The sequence below is a fragment of the Sandaracinobacter neustonicus genome, from assembly GCF_006385875.1.
In the GTDB taxonomy this organism is placed as follows: domain Bacteria; phylum Pseudomonadota; class Alphaproteobacteria; order Sphingomonadales; family Sphingomonadaceae; genus Sandaracinobacteroides; species Sandaracinobacteroides neustonicus.
This window is the reverse complement of sequence record NZ_VFSU01000034.1, coordinates 309,881-331,518: the sequence shown is the minus strand read 5'-3', so window position 1 is coordinate 331,518 and position 21,638 is coordinate 309,881. Positions and strand designations below refer to the sequence as shown.

At 66.5% G+C, this 21,638-nt stretch carries 18 protein-coding genes; 13 read left to right on the top strand and 5 right to left on the bottom strand.

The window, feature by feature from the left end; genetic code table 11:
* Positions 1–83 precede the first annotated feature (83 nt).
* From FJQ54_RS16810 to FJQ54_RS16780, 7 genes are all read left to right on the top strand, one after another.
* Positions 84–3,554 carry an indolepyruvate ferredoxin oxidoreductase family protein gene (locus FJQ54_RS16810; RefSeq protein WP_140929559.1) on the top strand — a complete coding sequence of 1,157 codons (3,471 nt, stop codon included), beginning with the start codon at positions 84–86 and terminating at the stop codon, positions 3,552–3,554.
* 408 nt (positions 3,555–3,962) lie between these two features.
* On the top strand, positions 3,963–4,589 hold the full coding sequence (locus FJQ54_RS16805; RefSeq protein ID WP_140929558.1) for a prolyl hydroxylase family protein: 627 nt from the start codon (positions 3,963–3,965) through the stop codon (positions 4,587–4,589).
* Positions 4,586–4,825: a hypothetical protein gene (locus FJQ54_RS16800; RefSeq protein WP_140929557.1), complete on the top strand. Its 240-nt coding sequence runs from the start codon at positions 4,586–4,588 to the stop codon at positions 4,823–4,825. Before FJQ54_RS16805 ends, FJQ54_RS16800 begins: the two co-directional genes overlap by 4 nt.
* 291 nt (positions 4,826–5,116) lie before the next feature.
* Positions 5,117–6,211 carry an acyl-CoA dehydrogenase family protein gene (locus tag FJQ54_RS16795; protein WP_140929556.1) on the top strand — a complete coding sequence of 365 codons (1,095 nt, stop codon included), beginning with the start codon at positions 5,117–5,119 and terminating at the stop codon, positions 6,209–6,211.
* 13 nt (positions 6,212–6,224) lie between these two features.
* Positions 6,225–7,442, top strand: a complete 1,218-nt coding sequence (locus tag FJQ54_RS16790) for an acyl-CoA dehydrogenase family protein (protein WP_140929555.1) — start codon at positions 6,225–6,227, stop codon at positions 7,440–7,442.
* 63 nt (positions 7,443–7,505) lie between these two features.
* Entirely contained in the window at positions 7,506–8,177 is a 672-nt protein-coding gene (locus tag FJQ54_RS16785) for a hypothetical protein (protein WP_140929554.1), read from the top strand.
* The gene (locus tag FJQ54_RS16780) at positions 8,174–9,643 is read left to right on the top strand and encodes a S1 family peptidase (RefSeq protein WP_181160203.1); all 1,470 of its coding nucleotides are present in this window, start codon (positions 8,174–8,176) and stop codon (positions 9,641–9,643) included. The genes FJQ54_RS16785 and FJQ54_RS16780 overlap by 4 nt, the downstream gene beginning before the upstream one ends.
* Here the strand turns inward: FJQ54_RS16780 and FJQ54_RS16775 are convergent.
* Positions 9,640–10,638: an adenosine kinase gene (locus tag FJQ54_RS16775; RefSeq protein ID WP_140929552.1), complete on the bottom strand. Its 999-nt coding sequence runs from the start codon at positions 10,636–10,638 to the stop codon at positions 9,640–9,642. The genes FJQ54_RS16780 and FJQ54_RS16775 overlap by 4 nt on opposite strands.
* Positions 10,639–10,811: 173 nt before the next feature.
* On the opposite strand from FJQ54_RS16775, the gene FJQ54_RS17565 reads away from it, so the two are divergent.
* Positions 10,812–11,120: a hypothetical protein gene (locus tag FJQ54_RS17565; RefSeq protein WP_181160202.1), complete on the top strand. Its 309-nt coding sequence runs from the start codon at positions 10,812–10,814 to the stop codon at positions 11,118–11,120.
* A gap of 576 nt (positions 11,121–11,696) precedes the next feature.
* Here the strand turns inward: FJQ54_RS17565 and hisD are convergent.
* On the bottom strand, positions 11,697–12,983 hold the full coding sequence (hisD, locus tag FJQ54_RS16765) for a histidinol dehydrogenase (RefSeq protein ID WP_408006038.1): 1,287 nt from the start codon (positions 12,981–12,983) through the stop codon (positions 11,697–11,699).
* Positions 12,983–13,630: an ATP phosphoribosyltransferase gene (gene hisG / locus FJQ54_RS16760; RefSeq protein WP_140929550.1), complete on the bottom strand. Its 648-nt coding sequence runs from the start codon at positions 13,628–13,630 to the stop codon at positions 12,983–12,985. Before hisG ends, hisD begins: the two co-directional genes overlap by 1 nt.
* Positions 13,631–13,782: 152 nt before the next feature.
* Between hisG and rimP the strand changes: the two genes are divergently transcribed.
* From rimP to rbfA, 5 genes are read left to right on the top strand one after another with little or no spacing between them, the layout of a single operon-like run.
* Positions 13,783–14,355 carry a ribosome maturation factor RimP gene (rimP, locus tag FJQ54_RS16755; protein WP_140929549.1) on the top strand — a complete coding sequence of 191 codons (573 nt, stop codon included), beginning with the start codon at positions 13,783–13,785 and terminating at the stop codon, positions 14,353–14,355.
* Between the two features lie 9 nt (positions 14,356–14,364).
* Positions 14,365–15,927, top strand: coding sequence for a transcription termination factor NusA (gene nusA / locus FJQ54_RS16750; RefSeq protein ID WP_140929548.1), 1,563 nt, complete (start codon positions 14,365–14,367; stop codon positions 15,925–15,927).
* Between the two features lie 47 nt (positions 15,928–15,974).
* Positions 15,975–16,697 (top strand): DUF448 domain-containing protein, encoded by a 723-nt coding sequence (locus FJQ54_RS16745; RefSeq protein WP_140929547.1) that lies wholly within the window; start codon positions 15,975–15,977, stop codon positions 16,695–16,697.
* Positions 16,694–19,540, top strand: coding sequence for a translation initiation factor IF-2 (gene infB / locus FJQ54_RS16740; RefSeq protein ID WP_140929546.1), 2,847 nt, complete (start codon positions 16,694–16,696; stop codon positions 19,538–19,540). Before FJQ54_RS16745 ends, infB begins: the two co-directional genes overlap by 4 nt.
* The gene (rbfA, locus tag FJQ54_RS16735) at positions 19,537–19,965 is read left to right on the top strand and encodes a 30S ribosome-binding factor RbfA (protein WP_268920595.1); all 429 of its coding nucleotides are present in this window, start codon (positions 19,537–19,539) and stop codon (positions 19,963–19,965) included. The genes infB and rbfA overlap by 4 nt, the downstream gene beginning before the upstream one ends.
* A gap of 362 nt (positions 19,966–20,327) precedes the next feature.
* Here rbfA and FJQ54_RS16730 read toward each other — a convergent pair whose 3' ends face one another.
* Positions 20,328–20,726, bottom strand: a complete 399-nt coding sequence (locus FJQ54_RS16730) for a DUF6491 family protein (RefSeq protein WP_140929544.1) — start codon at positions 20,724–20,726, stop codon at positions 20,328–20,330.
* A 27-nt stretch (positions 20,727–20,753) separates the two neighbouring features.
* Complete coding sequence (locus FJQ54_RS16725; protein WP_140929543.1) at positions 20,754–21,614, bottom strand: 3-hydroxyacyl-CoA dehydrogenase NAD-binding domain-containing protein; 861 nt, start codon at positions 21,612–21,614, stop codon at positions 20,754–20,756.
* Positions 21,615–21,638: the final 24 nt, after the last annotated feature.

Genomic DNA, 21,638 nt, shown 5'->3' with positions numbered 1-21,638 from the left:
AAGCGCCCTGATCCGGCGTTTGGCGCGAATCATTGCATTCCAACAGAAAGGTCAGTATTATTGACCCATATTGGGAGAGAGACATGGCCGAGATTCTGACCGCCGGCAGCGCTTCGCAGCGCCCGGCGCAAACGTCTGTTTCACTGGATGATCGTTATGCGCTGGATGCGGACCGCATCTTCCTCTCGGGCACGCAGGCACTCGTCCGCCTCGCGCTGGTGCAGCAGGCGCGCGACGCCGTTGCGGGCCTGAACACCGGCGGCTTCATTTCCGGCTATCGCGGCTCTCCTCTCGGCACCTTCGATCAGGAACTGTGGCGCGCGAAAAAGCGCCTGTCGGCCGCCAATGTGCAGTTCGTGCCCGGCATCAACGAGGAACTGGGCGCGACCGCCGTCTGGGGCTCGCAGATGACGGATCTGAACCCGCGCGCCACCGTCGATGGCGTGTTCGGCCTCTGGTATGGCAAGGGGCCGGGGCTGGATCGGGCGATGGACGTGCTGAAGCACGCCAACGCCGCGGGCACCTCCAAAAACGGCGGCGTGCTGGCGATCGTGGGGGACGATCATGGCGCGAAATCCTCCACCCTGCCGCACCAGTCGGATCATAATTTCTCCGCTGCCTTCGTGCCCTTCCTCGCGCCGTCCTCCGTGCATGAATTCGTGGAATATGGCCTGCTGGGCATCGCCATGAGCCGCTTTGCCGGCACATGGGTGGGCTTCAAGGCCACCGCGGACACGGTGGAAACCTCCGCCACGGTGGACACCGCGAACGAGCGGCGCGGCATCATTCTGCCGCCGTTCGATTTCCCCGAAGGCGGGCTGCACATCCGCCCGAACGACATCTGGCGCGACGAAGACACCCGCCTGCAACGCTACAAGGGCTTCGCGGCCATGGCGTTTGCCAAGGCCAACGGCATCGACCGGCTGGTGTGGGACACCCCGCGCCCGCGCATCGGCATCCTCACCACCGGCAAGGCCTTCGCCGACACGCTGGAAGCGCTGGAGGAACTGGGCATCGACGAGAAGGTCGCGGCCGACATCGGCCTCAGGCTCTACAAGGTCGGCATGCCATGGCCGCTGGAGCCGGACGGCGTGCGTGCCTTCGCCGAGGGGCTGGAGGAAGTGCTCGTCATCGAGGAAAAGCGCGAATTCATCGAGCATCAGCTGAAGTGGCAGCTGTATAACTGGAAGCCGAACGTGCGTCCGCAGGTGGTGGGGAAGCAGGACGAAAGCGGCGAATGGCTGCTGAGCCCCGACAATGAACTGACGCCCGGCATGATCGCCAAGGTGATCGCGCGCCGCCTCAGCCACTTCCACAAGACCGACCGCATCGAAAATGCGCTGGCCTATTTCGAGAAGCGCGAGGCGCTGCTGGCAAAGTTCAGCACGCCCACCAAACGCTCGCCCTATTTCTGCTCCGGCTGCCCGCACAACACGTCCACCAAAGTGCCCGAAGGCAGCCGCGCGCTGGCGGGCATCGGCTGCCACATCATGGCGCTGTGGATGGATCGGGCGCAGACCTTCACGCAAATGGGCGGCGAAGGCGTGACATGGGTGGGCGAGGCCCCCTTCGTGGCCGACAAGCATATCTTCGCCAATCTGGGCGACGGCACCTATGAACATTCCGGCCTGCTGGCGATCCGTCAGGCCATCGCCTCGGGCGTGAACATCACCTACAAGATCCTGTTCAACGACGCCGTCGCCATGACCGGCGGGCAGCCGGTGGAAGGCCAGCTGACGGTGGGCAAAGTTTCCCGCCAGGTGTTGGCCGAAGGCGCGAAGAAGGTCTGGGTGCTGACGGAAGATCTCTCCCGCTACCCGGCGGGCTATCTGCCCGAAGGCGTGGAACTGCATGATCGGGCGCAGCTGGACCCGATCTCGCAAGCTGCCGCCGCGACGCCGGGCTGCACCGTGATCATCTATGATCAGACCTGCGCCGCCGAAAAGCGCCGCCGCCGGAAGCGCGGGCTGATGCCCGATCCGGACAAGCGGGTGATCATCAACCCCGCCGTCTGCGAAGGCTGCGGCGATTGCTCCGTGCAATCCAACTGCGTCTCCGTGGAGCCGCTGGAGACTGAGTTCGGCCGCAAGCGGCGCATCAACCAGTCCAGCTGCAACAAGGATTTCAGCTGCGTGAAGGGCTTCTGCCCCAGCTTCGTGACCGTGGAAGGCGTAGAGGTCCGCAAGCCGGAAAAGCGCGCGCTGGATTTCGCCGCCTTGCCCGAACCGGCGGTGCCCGCGCTCACGCAGGCCAGCAACATCCTCGTCACCGGCATCGGCGGCACCGGCGTGCTCACCGTCTCCGCGCTGCTGGGGATGGCCGGGCATCTGGCGGGCGTCGCCTCCACCACGGCCGATATGGCGGGCCTCGCCCAGAAGGGCGGCGCGGTATGGAGCCATGTGCGCCTTGCCCCCTCCAACGCCCAACTGCTGGGGCCGCGCATCATGACCGGGGCGGCCGATCTGGTGATCGCCTGCGATTCCGTCGTCGCCACGGACAAGGCCGCGCAGAACCTGATGTCACCCGTGCGCACCCATGTGGTGGCCAATGCGAACATCGCCCCCACCGCCGATTTCGTGCGCAACCGCGATCTGGATTTCCGCGAAGCCCAGGTGGTGAAGGCGGTTGAGCAGGCCACAAAGCAGCATGACTTCGTGGCCGCCGAACGCATCGCCACCCAGCTGATGGGCGACGCCATCGCCGCCAACATCCTGCTGATGGGCTACGCCTGGCAGAAGGCGCTGATTCCGCTGCCGCTGACGGCCATGGAGGGCGCAATCGAACTGAACGGCGTCGCGGTGAAATTCAACAAGGAGGCGTTCAACCTCGGCCGCCTGCTGGCGCATGATCCGGCCAAGGTGGAGGCGCTGCTGGCCCCCGCCCCGCAAACCCCGCAGACGCTGGATGCGCGGATCGACGCCCGCGCGGCAGACCTTGCCGCATGGGGCAACGCCGAATGGGCCGCCCGCTTCCGCGCGCTGGTGGGCAAAACCCGCGCCGCAGAAACCGCGCTGCGCCCCGGCTCCGAAGCCCTCACCGAAGCCGTCGCGCGCAGCCTGCACAAGCTGATGGCCTATAAGGACGAATATGAAGTCGCCCGGCTGATGACGGACGGCCGCTTCGACCAGCTGATGGGCGAAACCTTCAGCAAGGCCAGCAAGCGCAGCTATCACCTCTCCCCGCCGATCTTCGCCAAGACCGATCCGGCAACCGGCCGCCCGAAGAAATACGCCATGCCCGGCTGGCTGATCGAGCCGCTGTTCAAGCTGCTCGCCGCCGGCAAAGGCCTGCGCGGCACCGCCTTCGATCCGTTCAGCCGCACCGCCGAACGGCAGCGCGAGCAGGCAGCCATCCCCGCCTACGAAGCGGAGGTGGACAAGCTGCTGGCAGGCCTGACCAGCGACAATCTGGCACTGGCCGCCGAAATCGCCCGCCTGCCACTGGACATCCGCGGCTTCGGCCCGGTGAAAGAAGCCGCCGAACAGGCGGTGGAGAGCAAGCGCAAAGCGCTGTGGGCGAGATGGCCGGGAGAGGCGGCACGCGCGGCGGCGTAAGGGATATCGCCTCCGGCGGGCAGGGCTCTGCCCTGCACCCGGCAGGGAAATGATTTCCCTGCACCCTCAATATTTGCGCTGCACCTGAACTGCAGCGCCGTGTGAGTGAATGAGATTTCATTGCCTGCGGCGCAACGGAAGCTCTCTCCCCCTGCAAGGGGGAGAGTTGGAGAGGGGGTGTCACCGGTTGGCCTGATCCACAACCATCCCCATACCCACAACCGTCACCCCGGACTTGATCCTGGGCCCCGCTTTCTACTCCAACGTCGAAGAAGACCAGCTGGACCCCGGATCAAGTCCGGGGTGACGGTGTGGTTGGTGGAGAGATAGGCGGAACACCCCGAAAAAGCCCACACAACCAAACCCACCGCCTGACACACCCCGACAGATCGGCTATCGGACCGGGCCATGAGCCAGCCCCTTCCCTCGCCCCCGCCCTTCACCGGCTGCCAGAAATTCCCCGGCAAGCAGCTCACCCTCTACCAGAAAAAGAACTTCCTTGATCCCACCACCTGCGCGAACCTGATGGCCCGGATCGATGCCAGCCGCCGCCCCTCCACCATCTCCGATGCGAACGGAGACCCGTTCAACCGCACCTCCGAAACCTGCGACCTGTTCGGCGGAGACCCACTGGTGGACGGGGTGAACGCCCTGCTGGACGCCACCTCTGGCCAGCCGGCCGATCATGGCGAGGTGCTGCAGGGCCAGCGCTATGCGCCGGGGCAGGAATTCAAGCTACACACCGATTACTTCGAATCGAGCGGGCCGGATTGGGAAACCAACACCCGTATCGGCGGCCAGCGCACATGGACGATGATGGTCTATCTGAACGAACCTGAAGAAGGCGGCGCGACGCGCTTCAAAGAGATTGGCAAGATCTTCCAGCCGGAAACCGGAAAATTGCTGGCCTGGTGCAATCTGGATGGTCAGGGCCGCCCCAACTATGCCACGCTGCATTCCGGCATGAAGGTCTATAGAGGCACCAAATATGTCATCACCAAATGGTATCGGGAACGATCGATGAGGGCGGCATGATCCTTCTCACCATTGTCATCATCCTTGTGCTGTTCATCCTGCTGTCGCTGCTGGGCGGTGGCGTGCGCAAGAGTTCGAAGGCGGAGCGCGAGGAACGCCGCCGCCGCGAGGAAGCGGAACAAGCCGAGAAAGAGGGCGGCTTCTTCCACCGCCACAAGCACAACAAGGATGACGACGACGATTTCAAAGGCGGCGGCGGCTCGTTCGGCGGCGGCGGCAGCAGCGGGAAGTGGTGAGCGGCCAAAGGGCGATTGCATCTTCTGCAAACAGGCCTCCACCCGCTCAGGCTGAGCTTGTCGAAGCCCCGGACGTGAAAGCGCAATGGCTGAGATGGGGGACATGCTCCTTGGGCTTCGACAAGCTCAGCCTGAGCGGGGGGGCAGCCTGAGCGGAGTGAGGAGAGCGGCGGGTACGGCCGGGAAGCCGCCGAGTTTGCAAAGAACATAATCGCCAACCAAAGGCTGGCGCAATCGACAGGCGGCTGAACAGCCTCTCCCGCATTACTCCGGTGCCCGGAGGAGAGGTTCATGAATTTCGACCTGTCGGATGACGCCAAGACCCTGAAAGAGGCGGCGCGCAAATTTCTGGATGCTCGCGCCGGGCCATCGGCCGCCCGCAAGGTGATGGACAGCGGGCAGACGCACGACGCCAAACTGTGGGCCGAGGTGGTGGAGCAGGGCTGGCCCGCCGCCCGCGTGCCCGAAGCGCATGGTGGCCTTGGCCTGGGGGCGGATGAAGCCTGTGTGCTGGCCGAGGAAATCGGCCGCAGCCTCGCCCCCGTGCCGCTGATGTCCACGCTGTCCGCCATCGAGGCGCTACTGATCGCCGGAAGCGCGGCGCAACAGGCCGAATGGCTGCCGAAGCTGGCCTCTGGCGAAGCTGTCGGCGTGATCGCATGGGCCGAAGGCCCCAATTCGCCGCTGCAAACCCCCGCCACGAAGCTGGAGGGCGGCAAGCTCAGCGGCCGCAAATCCCCGGTGATCGACGGGCTGGTGGCCACCGTCGCCATCGTCACCATCGCTACGCCGGACGGACCCGCCATGGCGATCGCATCGCTGGAGGGCGTGACGCGGGAGAAGCAGGACACGCTCGATCTCGTCCGCCCCTCGGCTACCCTCTCCTTCGCCGGAACCCCGGCGGAAGGGCTGGGCACGGCGGCTGACTGGGTGAAGCTGACGGAGCGCCTCGCCGTGCTGTCCGCATGGGAAGCGCTGGGCACGGCCGATGCCGCGCGCGACATGACGGTCGCCTATGCGAAGGATCGCGTCGCCTTCGGCCAGCGCATCGGCCGCTATCAGGGTGTGAAGCACAAGCTGGCGGACATGTTCATCAAGGCCGAACTGGCCCGCGCGCACGCCCTACACGGCTGCTGGGCGTGGGAGGCAGACGCCCCCGAACTGGCGCAGGCGGCCTCCGCCGCGCGCGTCGCCAGCCTCGATGCGTTGGCGTTCACGGCCGAGGAATCGGTGCAGCTGCACGGCGGCATCGGCTTCACATGGGAGCAGGACTGCCAATTCTATTACCGCCGCAACCGCCTGCTGGCCGCCCTCATCGGCAGCCGCGCACATTGGTCCGACCGTCTCGTCCGGGCGCTGGAACAGCGCAACCGGGCTGCGGCCTAATGGGGGACGAACGATGGATTTCAATGACACGGCCGCCGAGGCCGAATTCCGCGCCAAGGTGAAGGCATGGCTGGCAGAGGCCGCCGCCGAATATCTCCAGCCCCCCGCCAAACCATGGGCGCTGGAGGATTTCGTCACCCGCTCAAAGGCATGGCAACTGAAGAAGTTCGAAGCCGGCTATGTGGGCATCACCTGGCCCAAGGCGATCGGCGGGCAGGGCCTGACGCCCATGCACCAGATCATCTTCAATCAGGAAGAAAGCCGCACCTTCGTCCCCACCGGCCTCTATTCCATCGGCCTTGGCATGTGCATCCCCACTGTGTTCACCCACGGCTCGCCGGAGATCGCCGCCCGTTATGTGCCCAAGGCGCTGCGGGGCGAGGAAGTCTGGTGCCAGCTGTTTTCCGAGCCGGTCGCGGGCTCCGATCTCGCCTCCATCCGCACCAAGGCGGTGAAGGACGGCGACGAATGGGTCATCAACGGCCAGAAGGTGTGGACCAGCTTCGCGCACAAGTCCGATTTCGGCATCGTCGTGACGCGCACCGATTTCGATGCGCCCAAGCACAAGGGCCTCACCATGTTCATCGTGGACATGCACGCCCCCGGCATGGAGGTGCGCCCCATCAAGCAGATGTCGGGCGGCAGCGATTTCAACGAGGTGTTCTTTACCGATGTGCGCGTGAAAGACACGCACCGGCTGGGCGAGGTGGGCGAAGGCTGGAAGGTCTCCCTCACCACGCTGATGCACGAACGGCTGGCGGTGGGCGGCAAGCCCCGCAACGCGCCCGGCTACCAGACGCTGCTGAACGTCGCCAATTCGCTGGAGACAGACACCGGCCCCGCCATCCAGCAGACGGACGTGCGCAACCGTATCGCGGATACCTATATCGCCGATGAAGGCATCCGCCTCACGCAGATGCGGGCGCTCTCCGCCCTTTCGCGCGGGCAGATTCCGGGGCCGGAGCAATCCATCTCCAAAGTGGTCGTCGCCAAGACGCTGCAGGACATGTCCGCCTTCGCGCTCGATCTGGCCGAATCCGCCGGTTTCGCCGTCGAACCCGGCTCCGACCTCGAGAAGCTGCAGGGCAGCTATATGTGGTCAGCCGGGCTTCGCATCGCAGGCGGCACGGACGAGATCCTGCGCAACATCATCGCCGAACGCGTGCTGGGCCTTCCCGGAGACTTGCGGCCGGACAAGGACACCCCCTTCAGCCAGTTGAAGCCGCTGTAAAGGCCGGGGGAAGGGCCTTGCCTTCCCTCGCAGGCCTTCCATAGTCGGCGAAGGAGGATCGCTATGCCCGACCAAGCCGACTCGGCCCCGCGCGACACAGGCCCGCAGGGCGGCACCGCCTTCAATATTTTGGCGGGCGCGGCGCTTGGCGGCCTTGTCGGGCTGCTGGTCGGCCTGTCGGCCAGCCCCATCGCGGCTTCGGCGGCAGCAGCGGTGCTGGCGCTGCTCGTCACCTTTTTCGGCTTCGGCGGCAGCATCGGCGCGCTCAGGGCCAATGTCAGCGGCGCGCGGATGGTGGGGTTCGGCCTCGCCATGACGGCGGCGCTGCTGGCGGGCATCGCGGTCCGTGCCCATGGCTCGCTCGGCCCGGATTTCCAGCAGCGCGTCGCCCGGTTCGAAGCAGGCGGCCTGTCGCCGGACAAGGCGCAGGATCTCGCCATTTACGAACAGCTGGGGCTGCGCACCGGCTTTCTGGCAGATGTGGAAGCCCCCACCGCCGTGCCCGCCACCTCGCCCTTCGCCTTCAACTTCAATCAGGACAGCGCAGACGCCAATTGCGGCCTGCTGAACGCCCGCTACATCCCCGATCCGAACGAGCGGCTGGAGGCGATGGCGCAATCCGCCGAGCCATGGGCCTCCATCGGCCGGGCAGGCAAGGCGAAGCCCGCCGCCGAACGCGCCGCTTTTGCAGAAGCCGCCTACCAGCGCCGCTGCGGCCCGGCGGCGGCGCGGTGATCGCGCGCCTCGCCGCGATTGCCCTTGCTGCCCTCGCGGCGGCAACCGCCGCCGCGCAAACCCCCTCCCCGGCGCTGGTGCAGGCCGCGCTGAAGCAGGTGGGGCAAGTCATCGCCGAACAATGCGGCAGCGGCGGCACCCGCACCGGCACCGCCTTCGTCTGGCCGGATTCCAACCGCGTCGTCACCGCGCGGCATGTTGTGGCCGGGTGCCAGCGTATGCGGGTGCAATTCCCCGGCCGCGCCCCGATCATCGCCTCCCCGGAACGCGAGCTGGTCTCGGAAGATCTGCTGATCCTGCGGCTGTCCGCCAGCAGCGGCTTCGCCCCGGTAAGAATCCGCGAGGCGCTGCCGCCCGTCCATTCCCGCGTCGCCGCCGTGGGTTATGCGGTGGGCGCGCCCACGCCAGACGACAAGCTGCTCACCGTCACCGCGGCCAATCAGGAACCCGGCGCGCAACTGCGCGACATGCTGCCCGCGCACATCAGCCAGCAGATTCAGGCCAATGGCCCATGGCGGCTGGACACCGCGATCCTCCGGCTGGACGGCAACCTTGTCTCCGGCCTGTCCGGCGCGCCGCTGCTCTCCTCCGATGGCAGCGTCGTCGCCATCGGCGCAGGCGGCTTGCAGGACGGGGCCAGCGGCATCGTCTGGGCGGTGCGGGCGCGCTATCTGGTTCAGGGCGGCAACTGGCGGCCGGTCGCCACGGTGAAGGCGCTCGCCCGCAGCAGCGGCCTCGCCTTCGCCGATCAGGCCCCGCAGGCGCAGACACAGCAGGTGGCCTGCGGCCCGTTCCAGCTCACCCGCTCGCGCACCGTTTCACTGGCAGAGCTGTCGCGCGGCACCGACGATCCGCGCGGGCTGCAACAGGTGCTGGGCGCAGTCGGCGGCGCACTGGGCGATCCCGACAAAGCGCGTTTCGATGTCTGGGTCGATCTGGAATCCGGGGCCGCGATTCCCCTGCCCGCTGGCTCGGCGATCACGCCCGGCGCGGTCGGCTGCATCGTGCAGGTTGGCCCGCATGTCGGCATCAGCATCGTCACCCACCGCGCCAGCCAGACGTCCGGCCCGGCGATGCAGGCCGAAATCCAGAATGTCTCGCAGATGTTCGAACACAGTTTCGCCGCCATCTTCCCGGCCGGCCTGCCGCCGGACCCGAGCTTCACCTATCTCACCCCGGTTTCCCGGCCGGACGGCTTCATGGTGAACCGCAAGGCGTTCGGCGCGCCGCAGCAGGTCGGCCCCAACCAGCTGCGCACCGATTATGTCTTCCTCACCCACATGACGCGCGGCCGCAGCTATGCCGCAGTCAGCGCCATCCGCAGCGGGCTGGTGGTGCCGGCGGATGCCGCCATGGGCTGCTTCCAGGCCGGAAACCCGGCCGCCTGCGCCGTGGTGCTGCCGCAGTTCAGGGATTGGGCGATGGCGGCCGTCTCCGTCCACCTCGCCACCATTCCGCCGATCTAAAGGGCGATCCCCGCCGCGCGCACCCGCGCCTGCAAATCCGCTTCCGGACGCGCGCCATAATGTTCGATGATCTCGGCGGCCGCGATGGTGCCCATCACCGCGCAGTCCTTCAACGACAGCCCGCGCGCATGGCCTGTCAGGAAGCCGGCGGCGAACAGGTCGCCCGCGCCGGTTGTGTCCAGCACGCGAAGCGCAGGGGTGATCGGCACCTCCACCCGCGCCGCGCCCTGCACCACCACGGCCCCCTTGTCGGAACGCGTCACCACCGCCAGCGGCACGATCTGCGCCAGCCCCTCGATGGCGGCCTCGGCACTCTCCGTCTGGAACAGGCTCTTGGCCTCATTCTCGTTGGCGAAGGCGATATCGACGAGGCCCGCCTTCATCATCTCGATGAATTCCGCGCGATGCCCCTCCACGCAGAACACGTCAGACAGCGTCAGCGCCACCTGCCGCCCGGCGTCGCGGGCAATCGCCTTGGCCTTGCGGATGGCGCGGATCGGCGCGGGCGGATCCCACAGATAGCCTTCGAAATAGGTGACTTGCGCGGCCCGCACCATCGCCTCGTCCACGTCCGGCTCGTCCACCTCCTGGCAGGATCCCAGATAGGTGCTCATCGTCCGCTGCGCATCCGGGCTGACGATGATCAGGCACTGGCCGGTGGGCGGGCCGCTTTCGGCGGGCGGCGTGCGATAGTCCACGCCCGCCGCGCGGATGTCATGCGCGAACACCTTGCCCAGCTGATCGTTGGAGACCCGGCCCACAAACGCCGCCTTGCCACCCAGCGCGGCGATCCCGGCGCAGGTGTTGGCCGCAGAGCCGCCCGACACTTCGCGCCCCGGCCCCATCTTCGAATACAGCTCGGCGGCTTCCACGGCGGAAATCAGCCGCATGGACCCCTTGGGGATACCCTTCTCCGCCAGAAATTCATCCGGATGCGCGGAAAGCACGTCGACGATCGCGTTTCCGATCGCAATCACGTCATACGGGTCGGACAAGTCGGTCTCCTGATGCGGAAGGCTGTTTTCCGGCCGCTAGCATTGCCCCGCCCCCAAGGCTAGACGCAGACACCATGCGGATCGCTCCCCTCCTCGGCCTCGCCTTGCTCGCCGGCTGCGCCACGGCCCCCGCCGTCCCCCTTGAATCCCCGCCCCCGCCCCCGCCGCCGGGCATGGAATTGCTGCTGGGCCACCCTGCCGAAACCGCACTCAACCTGCTGGGCAAACCCCGGCTGGACAAGCGCGAAGGCGAAGCCCGCCAGCTGCAATTTGCAGGCGGCTGCATTCTGGACCTGTGGTTCTACCCGCAACCGGGTGCCGCCCCGCTGGCGAAACACGCCGACGCCCGCCTGCCAGACGGCCGCGACTTCGCCGCCGGGGAGTGCCTGCAACTGCTGATGCGCGCCAACGCCCCGACCGCCGCCAAGCCGGAGCCGGTGCAGATACCGCCTGCGAAGAAGCCGGTTCGCAAGCGGGGGTGATTAGGTAACCGAAGGGGCTCTGCCCCTTCACCCCGGCAGGGGCGTGACGCCCCTGCACCCCCGAACTTTTTACTTAGCCCCTCCTCCTTTAGGGGAGGGGTTGGGGTGGGGGTTCTCCGCTTGGCGCGAGGGTGGGGGTTTACTGCCTGCGGCGCTTTTGGGCAGTGGTCCCGTCACCCTTCCCCGCTCAGGCTGAGCTTGTCGAAGCCCCATGTGGTGTGACCCGGGCTTAGTCGTTGCGCTTTCGCGTTGGGGGCTTCGACAAGCTCAGCCTGAGCGGGTTGGAAAGTGGGTTGGGATGATAGCGGGCTTGTGGGGATGTTGTGGATCAGGCCCGGCGGTGACACCCCCTCTCCAACTCTCCCCCTTGGCACGGGGGAGAGGGCCGCGGTGCGCCGCAGGCAATCGAATCTGATCACGTCCACGACGCTGCAGTTGCCGCGCGACGCCAATGTTGAGGGTGCAGGGAAATCATTTCCCTGCCCGCCGGAGGCAAAAAACCGGGGAGCCGTACCGCCAACGGGCAGAACCTTGCCCCCCCGGCGCGCGAATACCCGCTCTACCCGCGCAGCCCGCTCACCCCCGCCGGATCCGCACAGACAGCGCGTGTGCGGGCAGCCCCTCGGCGTCGGCCAGTGTGGCGGTTGCGTCGGCCACGGCGGCGAAGCCTTGTTCGCCGGCGTCCAGCCATGTGGTGCGCTTCATGAAATTGTGCACGCCCAGCCCGCCGGAGAAGCGGGCGCGGCGGCCGGTGGGGAGGACGTGGTTGGGTCCGCCGATATAGTCGCCGATGGGTTCTGGGGTGTGGGTGCCGAGGAAGATCGATCCGGCATGGCGGATGGCGGCGAACATCGGCTGCGGATCGGCCAGCATCAGTTCGACATGCTCGGCGGCCAGCGCGTTGGCGAGTGCAGGGGCTTCGGCCATGTCGCCGATCAGGATGATCGCGCCATAATCGTCCCAGCTTTCGCGCGCGGCTTCCTGCGTGGAAAGGGTGGGCAGCAGCTTCTGCACCCAGTCGGCCACGGCGTCGGCCAGTGTGGCGCTGTCGGTGATGAGGATGGATTGCGCCACCGGGTCATGCTCGGCTTGCGAGAGCAGGTCTGCGGCGATCCAGTCCGGCCGGGCGGAGGCATCGGCGATCACCAGAATTTCCGACGGCCCGGCCACCATGTCGATGCCGACGGTGCCATACAGCTGCCGCTTGGCTTCCGCGACCCATGCGTTGCCCGGCCCCACGATCATGTCGCATTTCGGTAGCGGATCGATGCCGAACGCCAGCGCGGCGATGGCCTGCGCGCCGCCGATGCGGAACAGCCGCTCAACGCCCGCCAGTTCGGCCGCCAGCATCACCAGCGGGTTCAGCTCGCCGCCGGGCGTGGGCGTCACCATCACCAGCTCGTCCACGCCCGCGACCTGCGCCGGAATGGCGTTCATCAGCACGGAGGAGGGATAGGCCGCGCGGCCACCCGGCACATAGAGGCCGGCGCGCTCCACCGGCGTCCAGCGCCAGCCCGCGCGGATGCCGCTTTCGTCGCTGTGGCTGCCGTCGGCCGGGCGCTGCGCCTGATGGAAGGCGCGGATTCGCGCGGCGGCCAGTTCCAGCGCGGCGCGCTGATCGGCGGGCACGCGGGCGATGGCCGCGCGGCGTTCGGCAGCGGAGATTTCCGCGCTGCCCGCGCTCAGATGCACGCGGTCGAACTTTTCCGTCAGGTCTGCCACCGCGCGGAAGCCCTCGCGCTTCACCCGCTCAAGGATGGCGGCCACCTGCCCTGCCACGCCCCGGTCCGGCTCGCGCGTGTCGGCCACCAGCGCGGCGAAGCTGGCCGCGAATCCGGCGTCCCGGCTGTCCAGCCGCTGCATCAGGCCGCCGCCCTACCCAGCACGGCGCGGAATGCATCCACCAGCCGCGCCACTTCGGGCATGGTCTTGAAGGCGGCCCGGTTCACAATCAGCCGGGAAGTGACTTCCAATATCACCTCGCGCTCAACAAGGCCGTTCTCTTTCAGCGTCTTGCCGGTGGAGACCAGATCGACGATGCGCGGGGCGAGGCCCAGCAGCGGGGCCAATTCCATCGCCCCGTTCAGCTTCACACACTCGGCCTGAATGCCTTGCCCCGCGAAATGCAGCTTGGTGAGGTGGGGATATTTGGTGGCCACCCGCACATGGCTTTCCGACGTGATGGGCGGCGTGCCCAGCGGTTCCGCGACAGAAAGGCGGCAGCGGCCGATGCCCAGATCGACCGGCGAATAAAGCTCCGAATAATCGAATTCGGCCAGCACATCATTGCCGACGATGCCGATTTGCGCCGCGCCAAAGGCCACGAAGGTGGCCACATCGAAGCTGCGCACGCGGATCACCGAGACATCGGGCCGGTTGGTGGCAAAGCGCAGCGCCCGGCTGTCCTCGTCGAACAGCGCGGCTTCCGGATGGATGCCAGCCTCCCGCAGCAGCGGCAGGGCTTCCTTCAGGATTCGGCCTTTCGGCAGGGCGATGACGAGTTGTTGCATGGCGGGCGGGCTATGCACTGCCCCGGCACTTGCGGCAACCGCACAAGCAACGTATATGCCCCTCACTTCCTGACAGCCCAGCCTCACAGGAACCTCCGGCCCAACGGCCGCGGGGCCAAAAGGGCTTTGCGAGTCGGGTGCAGGAGAAACGAATGGCCAATCTCGAACAGCTGACCGCATTGATCGAACCCATCGTCACCGATGCCGGGTTCGAACTTGTGCGCGTGGCGCTGATCGAAGGGCCGTCTCTTACGCTGCAGATCATGCTGGAAGATCCCGCCACCGGGCAGATGAAGGTGGATGATTGCGCCCGCGTGTCGCGCAAAATCTCCCTGCTGCTGGACGAGACGGACCCGATCGACAGCGAATATATGCTGGAAGTCTCCTCGCCGGGGATCGACCGGCCGCTGACGCGGCTGAAGGATTTCGACCGCTGGGCCGGGCATGACGCCAAGCTGGAACTGGCCGAAGCAATCCCGATGAACGGCGCGGACCGCAAGCGCTTTCAGGGGCCGCTGAAAGGCACCAGCGGCGAGGATATCCGCATCGAGGTGGAGGGGCTGGGCGAAGTCGCCCTGCCGTTCGCCGCGATCCGCACCGCCAAGCTGCTGCTGACGGACCGGCTGATCGCCGAAACCGCGACGCTGCTGACGGACGAAGGCGCGGACGAGTTTGACGAATTTGAAGACGATTCCGGCGACGAGCCGGACCAGATCAGGAACTGAGGGACGAGCATGAACCCCATTGCTGCGAACAAGGCCGAACTGATCGCGATCGCCGATGCGGTCGCCCGCGAAAAGTCGATCGATCGCATGATCGTGATCGAGGCGATGGAAGAGGCGATCCAGCGCGCCGCCCGCGCCCGTTACGGGGCCGAGAATGACATCCGCGCCAAGATCGATCCGCGTGGCGGCGACCTGCGCCTGTGGCGCGTGCTGGAAGTGGTTGAAGAACCCGAGGATTATTTCAAGCAGATCAGCCTCGTCGACGCGAAGGAGCGCGAATCCGACGTGAAGCTGGGCGATTTCATCGTCGACCCGCTGCCCCCCATCGAGTTCGGCCGCATCGCCGCGCAAGCCGCCAAGCAGGTGATCGTGACGAAGGTGCGCGATGCCGAGCGCGAGCGCCAGTATGACGAGTATAAGGATCGTCAGGGCGAGATCATCACCGGCCTCGTGAAGCGGGTGGAATTCGGGCACATCGTCGTCGATCTGGGCCGCGCCGAAGGCGTGATCCGCCGCGACCAGCAAATCCCGCGCGAAGTGCTGCGCGTGGGCGACCGTGTGCGCAGCCTGATCACGCTGGTGCGGCGGGAAAATCGCGGGCCGCAGATCTTCTGCTCGCGCGCCCACCCCGATTTCATGAAGAAGCTGTTCGCGCAGGAAGTGCCGGAAATCTATGACGGCGTCATCGAGATCAAGGCCTGCGCCCGCGATCCGGGAAGCCGCGCCAAGATCGGCGTGCTTAGCCACGACAGCAGCATCGATCCGGTCGGCGCCTGCGTCGGTATGCGCGGCAGCCGCGTGCAGGCGGTGGTGCAGGAACTCGCCGGCGAAAAGATCGACATCATCCCCTGGTCGCCCGAAACTGCGACCTTCGTGGTGAACGCGCTGCAACCGGCGCAAGTTTCCAAGGTCGTCATCGACGAGGAGGACACCCGCATCGAAGTGGTGGTGCCGGACGATCAGCTGAGCCTCGCCATCGGCCGCCGGGGGCAGAATGTCCGCCTCGCCGGGCAGCTGACGGGCCACCAGATCGACATCATGACCGAAGCCGCCGAAAGCGAAAAGCGGCAGAAGGAATTCGTCGAGCGCTCCGAACTGTTCGAAAAGGAACTGGAGCTGGACGAAACGCTGGCCCAGCTGCTCGTCGCCGAAGGCTTCACCAGCCTTGAGGAAGTGGCCTATGTGGAGGCCGACGAACTCGCCTCCATCGAAGGTCTGGACGAAGACGTCGCCGCCGAGCTGCAAAGCCGCGCGGTGGAAGCGCTGGAGCGCCGCGAATCCGGCTACCGCGACGCCCGTCGCGCGCTGGGCGTGGAAGATGCGCTGTCGGAAATCCCCGGCCTGACCGAGGAAATGCTGGTGCGGCTTGGCAGCAAGGGCATCAAGACGCTGGACGACCTCGCCGACCTTTCCACCGACGAACTGATCGGCAAGGGCGACAAGCGCCGCGAAATTCCGGCCGGGCTGCTCGCTTCGTTCGGCATTTCGCAGGACGACGGCAACGCCATCATCATGGCCGCCCGCCAGCACTGGTTCGCCGATGAAGTGACGGACGAGGCAACCGAGGCCTGAGATGAGCCACCCCATCCACCCCGCAGTCAGGGAGGGCGCAACCGCGTATGTCCTCCAATGACACCCCAGATGCGACTGTAGAAGTCGATCTTCCCCTCGGGCACACGCCTGAGCGGAAATGCATCCTTACGGGGGTGCATGGCGAACGTGCATCGCTGATCCGGCTGGCGCTGGGGCCGGACGGGGCGGCATGGCCCGATCTGGCCGCCAAGCTGCCGGGCCGGGGGGCGTGGATCGGGGTGGACAAACCCGCGCTGGAATCGGCGCTGGCGAAGGGCAAGCTGAAGGGCGCGCTCGCCCGCGCCTTCCGCCAACCCGTCGAGGTGCCAGCCGATCTGCCGCAGCGCATCGCCGACGGGCTGGAACGCCGCGCGCTGGACAGGCTGGGTCTCGAACATCGCGCCGGGCATCTTATATTCGGGTCAGACAAGATTGCCGAATGGGCGCGCGCCGGGCGGGTTTACCTGCTGATGCACGCAGCCGATGCGGCGGACGATGGAACGTCGAAACTGAATCAGGCCTTCCGCGTCGGCTCTTATGACCGCAACGAAGGCGATATGGCGGAGGTTCTCACGCTGCCGGCCGGGCGGGACGCCTTGTCTCGGTCGCTCGGGCGTGAGAATATAGTGCATTCGGGCGTCACCAATGGCAAGGCAGCGGCGCGGATCGCAACCGAGGTTGCGCGCTGGGCTGCCTTTCTTGGCAACAGCAATATTTCAAACGACGGTCGGGGCCTTCCCGAGCGGCGGAACGACGAAGGACGGGAATGAGCGAAGACGAAAAGCCGAAGCTGGGCCTCCGGCCGCAACTCGGCGTAAAGCGCACGACTGAAGTGAGCCAGGTGAAGCAAAGCTTCAGCCATGGCCGCACGCACAAGGTCGTCGTGGAAACGAAGAAGGCCCGGGTGTTCCGCAAACCCGGAGACCCGATCCCCGCTTCTGAGGAAGCGGAGATGGACGATGTGCTGGTGGATGCACCGGCCGTCGAGGCCCCGTTGCCGCCCGAGCCGCCCGTCGCCGCGCCCGCGCCTGCCCAGCCGCAAATGCCGGTGGCCCCGCCGCCGCCGTTCGTGGTCGTGACGGACGAGCCGCTGAACAAGGGTGAACCGGCCAAGCCCGCGCCGAAGCCGGTGGAAGCCGAAGCCCCCGCGCCCGTGGAAGCTGCGCCTGCGCCAGAACCCGCGCCCGAACCCGTGGCGGTGGAAGCCGCCCCTGCGCCGGAACCGGAACCCGCCCCCGTGCCGGAACCGAAGCCCGCGCCCGTGGCCGAAGCGCCCAAGCCCGCTCCTGTCGCCGCAGCGCCGAAACCCGCGCCTGCGCCGCCCCCCAAGCCCGCGCCGCAAAAGCCCGAACTCACCGCCGTGCAAAAGGCGCTGCAAAATCCCAAGCTGACCCCGCGTGAGCGGACGCAGCTGATGATGCGCCTCGCCGAGGAAGAGCGTCTGCAACGCGCCGAGGAAGTCCGCATCCGCGAAGACCGCGAGCGCACCGAGGCAGCTGAAGCCGAAGCCGCGCGGCTGGAGGAAAAGGCCCGAGTCGAAGCCGAGGAAGCCGCCCGCGCCGCCGAGGAAGCGAAGCGCGCCGCAGAGGCCCCGCCTCCGCCGCCGCCCGCCGCCGAAGCAGACGACGACGACCGCCCGCGCGGGGCGGCCCCCGGCCGTGGCCCGGTGCGCCGCGCGCCCGAGCCTGCCAAGCCGTCGCGCAGCCGCGGCGACGAGCGCCGCTCGGGCAAGCTCACCATCAACCGCGCGCTGGGTGACGAAGACGGCGTGCGCTCGCGCTCGCTCGCCTCGCTCAGGCGCGCCAATGAAAAGCAGAAGCGCTCCGCCCATGGCGGCGGCGGGGCCGCGCAGGCGCGCACCAGCCGCGAAGTGCAGGTGCCCGAAGCCATCACCGTGCAGGAACTGGCCAACCGCATGGCCGAACGCGGCGCGGATCTGGTGAAGGCCCTGTTCAAGATGGGCATGCCCACCACGATGAACGAGTTCATCGATCAGGACACCGCCGAACTGCTGGTCACCGAATTCGGCCACATCATCAAGCGCGTGTCCGACAGCGACGTGGAAATCGGCATCGAAGGCGAGGCCGACGCGGACGAACATCTGAAGCCGCGCCCCCCCGTCGTCACCATCATGGGCCATGTCGATCACGGCAAGACCTCGCTGCTGGATGCCCTGCGCGGCACCGATGTGGTGAAGGGCGAAGCCGGCGGCATCACCCAGCATATGGGGGCCTACCAGGTCACGCTGAAATCCGGCGACAAGATCAGCTTCCTCGATACGCCGGGCCATGAAGCCTTCACCGAAATGCGCGCCCGCGGCGCGCAGGCGACGGATATCGTCGTGCTGGTGGTGGCGGCAGACGATGGCATCAAGCCGCAGACGATCGAAGCCATCAACCATGTGAAGGCGGCGGGCGTTCCGATGATCGTCGCCATCAACAAGATGGACAAGAACGGCGCAGACGCGAACCGCGTGCGCACCGAACTGCTGCAGCACGACATCCAGGTGGAGGAAATGGGCGGCGACGTGCAGGACGTCGAAGTCTCCGCGCTGAAGAAAACCGGCCTCGACGAACTGACGGAAAAAATCCTGCTGCAAGCCGAAATCATGGAGCTGAAGGCCAATCCGGACCGGATGGCCGAAGGCATTGTGGTGGAAGCCAAGCTGGACAAGGGCCGTGGCCCGCTCGCCACCGTTCTCGTCAAGCGCGGCACCCTGCGCGCTGGCGACATCTTCGTCGTCGGTGTGGAGTGGGGCAAGGTCCGCGCCCTCGTCAACGACAAGGGGCAGACCATCAAGGAAGCCGGCCCCTCCATGCCGGTGGAAGTGCTCGGCCTGTCCGGCGTGCCGCAATCCGGCGACATCCTTTCGGTCGTGGAAAATGAAGCCCGCGCCCGCGAAGTCGCGGATTACCGCCAGCAGGTCGCGCTGACGAAGCGCACCACCGCGGCGCCTGCCAGCCTCGAAAGCATGTTCGCAGGCCTCGCCGAGAAGAAGGCGATGGAATTCCCCGTCGTCGTCAAGGCGGATGTCCACGGTTCCACCGAAGCCATCGTCTCGGCGCTCAACAAGCTCTCCACAGACGAAATCAAGGTGCGCGTGCTGCACTCGGGAGTCGGGGCTATCACCGAATCCGATGTCACGCTCGCCCGGGCCTCCGGCGCGGTCATCATCGGCTTCAATGTGCGCGCCAACGCCAAGGCCCGCGAAGCTGCCCACGCCGGCGCGGTGCCGCTGAAATATTACGACATCATCTACGACCTGATCGATGAAGTGAAGGCCGGGATGGCCGGCAAGCTGGGGCCGGAATATTTCGAAAATGTCGTCGGCCGCGCCGATGTCCGCGAAGTGTTCCAGGCGGGCAAGTTCGGCAAGGCCGCCGGTTGCCTCGTCACCGAAGGCTATATCAAGCGGAACCTCAAGGCCCGCGTCCTTCGCGACGATGTCATCGTCTACAATGGCTCCATCGCCTCGCTGCGTCGCTTCAAAGACGACGTCACGCAGGTGGAAAAGGGCTATGAATGCGGCATCGGCCTGGAAAACTTCCAGGACATCCAGCAAGGCGACACCATCGAAACCTTCGAAATCGAAGAGCGTCTGCGCCAGCTGTGAAACGCGGACACTCCTCGGCGGACGGCCGCTCCGTCCGCACCCTGAAGGTGGGCGAGGCCATGCGCCACGTGCTGGCCGACGTACTGGCGCGCGGAGACATACGGGACGATGTGCTGGATAAGCACATCGTCTCCGTCTCCGAAGTGCGCGTCTCCCCCGATCTGCGCCACGCCACCGCCTTCATCATGCCCGTGGGCGCAACACCCGCCGATCAGGAAGCGGTTCTGCGCGCGCTCAACAGCCACGCCCGCCAGCTGAAAGGCGAACTGGCCCGCCGCGTGAACACCAAATATGCCGCCGACATCCACTTCAAAGTGGACGACAGCTACGCCGAAGCCGCCCGCATCGACGCCCTGCTGCGCACCCCCAAAGTCGCCCGCGACCTCGAAGACCGCGCCCCGCCGCGAATCCTCGACGACGAGTGACGGTGGAGGCAGGGGCTCTGCCCCTGCACCCCGCAAGGGGCGTGACGCCCCTTGACCCCCGAAGTTTTTTAAAAGGCCTCCCGGCAGATGTTGGCTTTAGCCAGCGCTTGCCTGTCTTCTATCCTGCCGCCTCTCCGCCCGCTCAGGCTGAGCTTGTCGAAGCCCCGAACGTGAAAGCACAACGGCCGAGCCAGAGTGCATTCTCCACGGGCTTCGACAAGCTCAGCCTGAGCGGGGGAGATGAGCGGCGGTGCAGGCCAACGGCTCTGCAAAGAATATTATTCTTTTTCAAAAACTTCGGAGGTGCAGGAGGGTCACCCTCCTGCTGGGGGTACAGGGGGCAAAGCCCCCTGCCCTCAACGTCACCCCGCCGGCTTGGTTTCCGGCACGGGCACGCGCTTCATCGGCTGGAACTGGCCCAGTTGGCAGCGCATGGCGTTGGGGCCGCTGCCCATGGATCGGGGGGTGATGCTGTCGAAGCTGCAGATCTGGCTGGTGCGGCTGTTGATCTGGATCGCTTGTCCGAAAGTCAGGCCGCTGCAGCGCATGGGCAGGTTGTTGCGCCAGGCCTGATTGCGGTTGCGTTCGAAATCGATGGTGCGGTCATCGATCACGCGGAAGCTGCGCACCTGATTGCGGTTGATGCAGTTCACCGGCGGTCCGTCCTCCACCCAGACGGTGCGGTTGGCGGGGCTGTCATTGTTGCTGGCGCAACCAGCCAGCAAGAGCAGGGCGGAAATCGGAAGGGCTGCCTTCAACATCAGGAACCTCCTTTGGGGGCAACGGGATCAGCGCGTGGGAACGGGTTTTTCGCCGGAATAATCATAGAATCCCCGGCCGGATTTGCGGCCATACCAACCGGCTTCCACATATTTGGTCAGCAGCGGCGCGGGGCGGTATTTCGGGTCTCCGGTGGCTTTCTGCATCACATGCATGATGGCGAGCAGTGTATCGAGGCCCACGAAATCCGCCAGCGTCAGCGGCCCCATGGGGTGGTTCGCGCCCAGCTTCAGCCCGGTGTCGATGTCTTCCACGCTGCCCACACCTTCGCCCAGCGCGAAGATCGCCTCGTTCAGCATGGGGCACAGCACCCGGTTGACGATGAAGCTGGGGCTGTCTTCGGAAACAATCGGGGTCTTGCCCAGCGTGGCGATGAAATCACGGGCGATGGCGCGGGTTTCGGCCGAGGTGGCGAGGCCGGGGATGATTTCCACCAGCTTCATCACCGGCACCGGGTTGAAGAAGTGCAGGCCCAGAAAGCGGTCCGGCCGGTCCGTCGCGGTGCCCAGCATGGTGATGGAGATGGAGGAGGTGTTGCTGGCCAGCACGGCGTGCGGGGCCAGTTTCAGCCCGGCGAAGATCTTCTTTTTCAGCTCCTCGCCCTCGGTCGCGGCCTCGATCACGAAATCCGCGTCGGACAAAGCGGCGCTGTCCCCGGCAGGCGTGATGCGGGCGAGCGTGGCCTCTGCGGCGGCGGCGTCCAGCGTGCCCTTGGCCACCAGCCGGTCCAACTGCCTGGCGATTCCCGCCTTGCCCTTTTCGGCGCGGTCCAGCGCAATGTCAGACAGCGTCACGCCATGGCCTGCGGCGGCGGCCACCTGCGCGATGCCCGATCCCATGATGCCTGCGCCGATCACGCCAACCTTCATTCGCCCATCCTTTTCGCTGCTGTC

Excerpts from the sequence above, each read along its gene's own strand:
- FJQ54_RS16810 (WP_140929559.1), top strand. The coding sequence starts at position 84 with ATGGCCGAGATTCTGACCGCCGGCAGCGCTTCGCAGCGCCCGGCGCAA.
- FJQ54_RS16805 (WP_140929558.1), top strand. The coding sequence starts at position 3,963 with ATGAGCCAGCCCCTTCCCTCGCCCCCGCCCTTCACCGGCTGCCAGAAA.
- FJQ54_RS16800 (WP_140929557.1), top strand. The coding sequence starts at position 4,586 with ATGATCCTTCTCACCATTGTCATCATCCTTGTGCTGTTCATCCTGCTG.
- FJQ54_RS16795 (WP_140929556.1), top strand. The coding sequence starts at position 5,117 with ATGAATTTCGACCTGTCGGATGACGCCAAGACCCTGAAAGAGGCGGCG.
- FJQ54_RS16790 (WP_140929555.1), top strand. The coding sequence starts at position 6,225 with ATGGATTTCAATGACACGGCCGCCGAGGCCGAATTCCGCGCCAAGGTG.
- FJQ54_RS16785 (WP_140929554.1), top strand. The coding sequence starts at position 7,506 with ATGCCCGACCAAGCCGACTCGGCCCCGCGCGACACAGGCCCGCAGGGC.
- FJQ54_RS17565 (WP_181160202.1), top strand. The coding sequence starts at position 10,812 with ATGGAATTGCTGCTGGGCCACCCTGCCGAAACCGCACTCAACCTGCTG.
- hisD (WP_408006038.1), bottom strand. The coding sequence starts at position 12,983 with ATGCAGCGGCTGGACAGCCGGGACGCCGGATTCGCGGCCAGCTTCGCC.
- hisG (WP_140929550.1), bottom strand. The coding sequence starts at position 13,630 with ATGCAACAACTCGTCATCGCCCTGCCGAAAGGCCGAATCCTGAAGGAA.
- rimP (WP_140929549.1), top strand. The coding sequence starts at position 13,783 with ATGGCCAATCTCGAACAGCTGACCGCATTGATCGAACCCATCGTCACC.
- nusA (WP_140929548.1), top strand. The coding sequence starts at position 14,365 with ATGAACCCCATTGCTGCGAACAAGGCCGAACTGATCGCGATCGCCGAT.
- FJQ54_RS16745 (WP_140929547.1), top strand. The coding sequence starts at position 15,975 with ATGTCCTCCAATGACACCCCAGATGCGACTGTAGAAGTCGATCTTCCC.
- infB (WP_140929546.1), top strand. The coding sequence starts at position 16,694 with ATGAGCGAAGACGAAAAGCCGAAGCTGGGCCTCCGGCCGCAACTCGGC.
- FJQ54_RS16730 (WP_140929544.1), bottom strand. The coding sequence starts at position 20,726 with ATGTTGAAGGCAGCCCTTCCGATTTCCGCCCTGCTCTTGCTGGCTGGT.
- FJQ54_RS16725 (WP_140929543.1), bottom strand. The coding sequence starts at position 21,614 with ATGAAGGTTGGCGTGATCGGCGCAGGCATCATGGGATCGGGCATCGCG.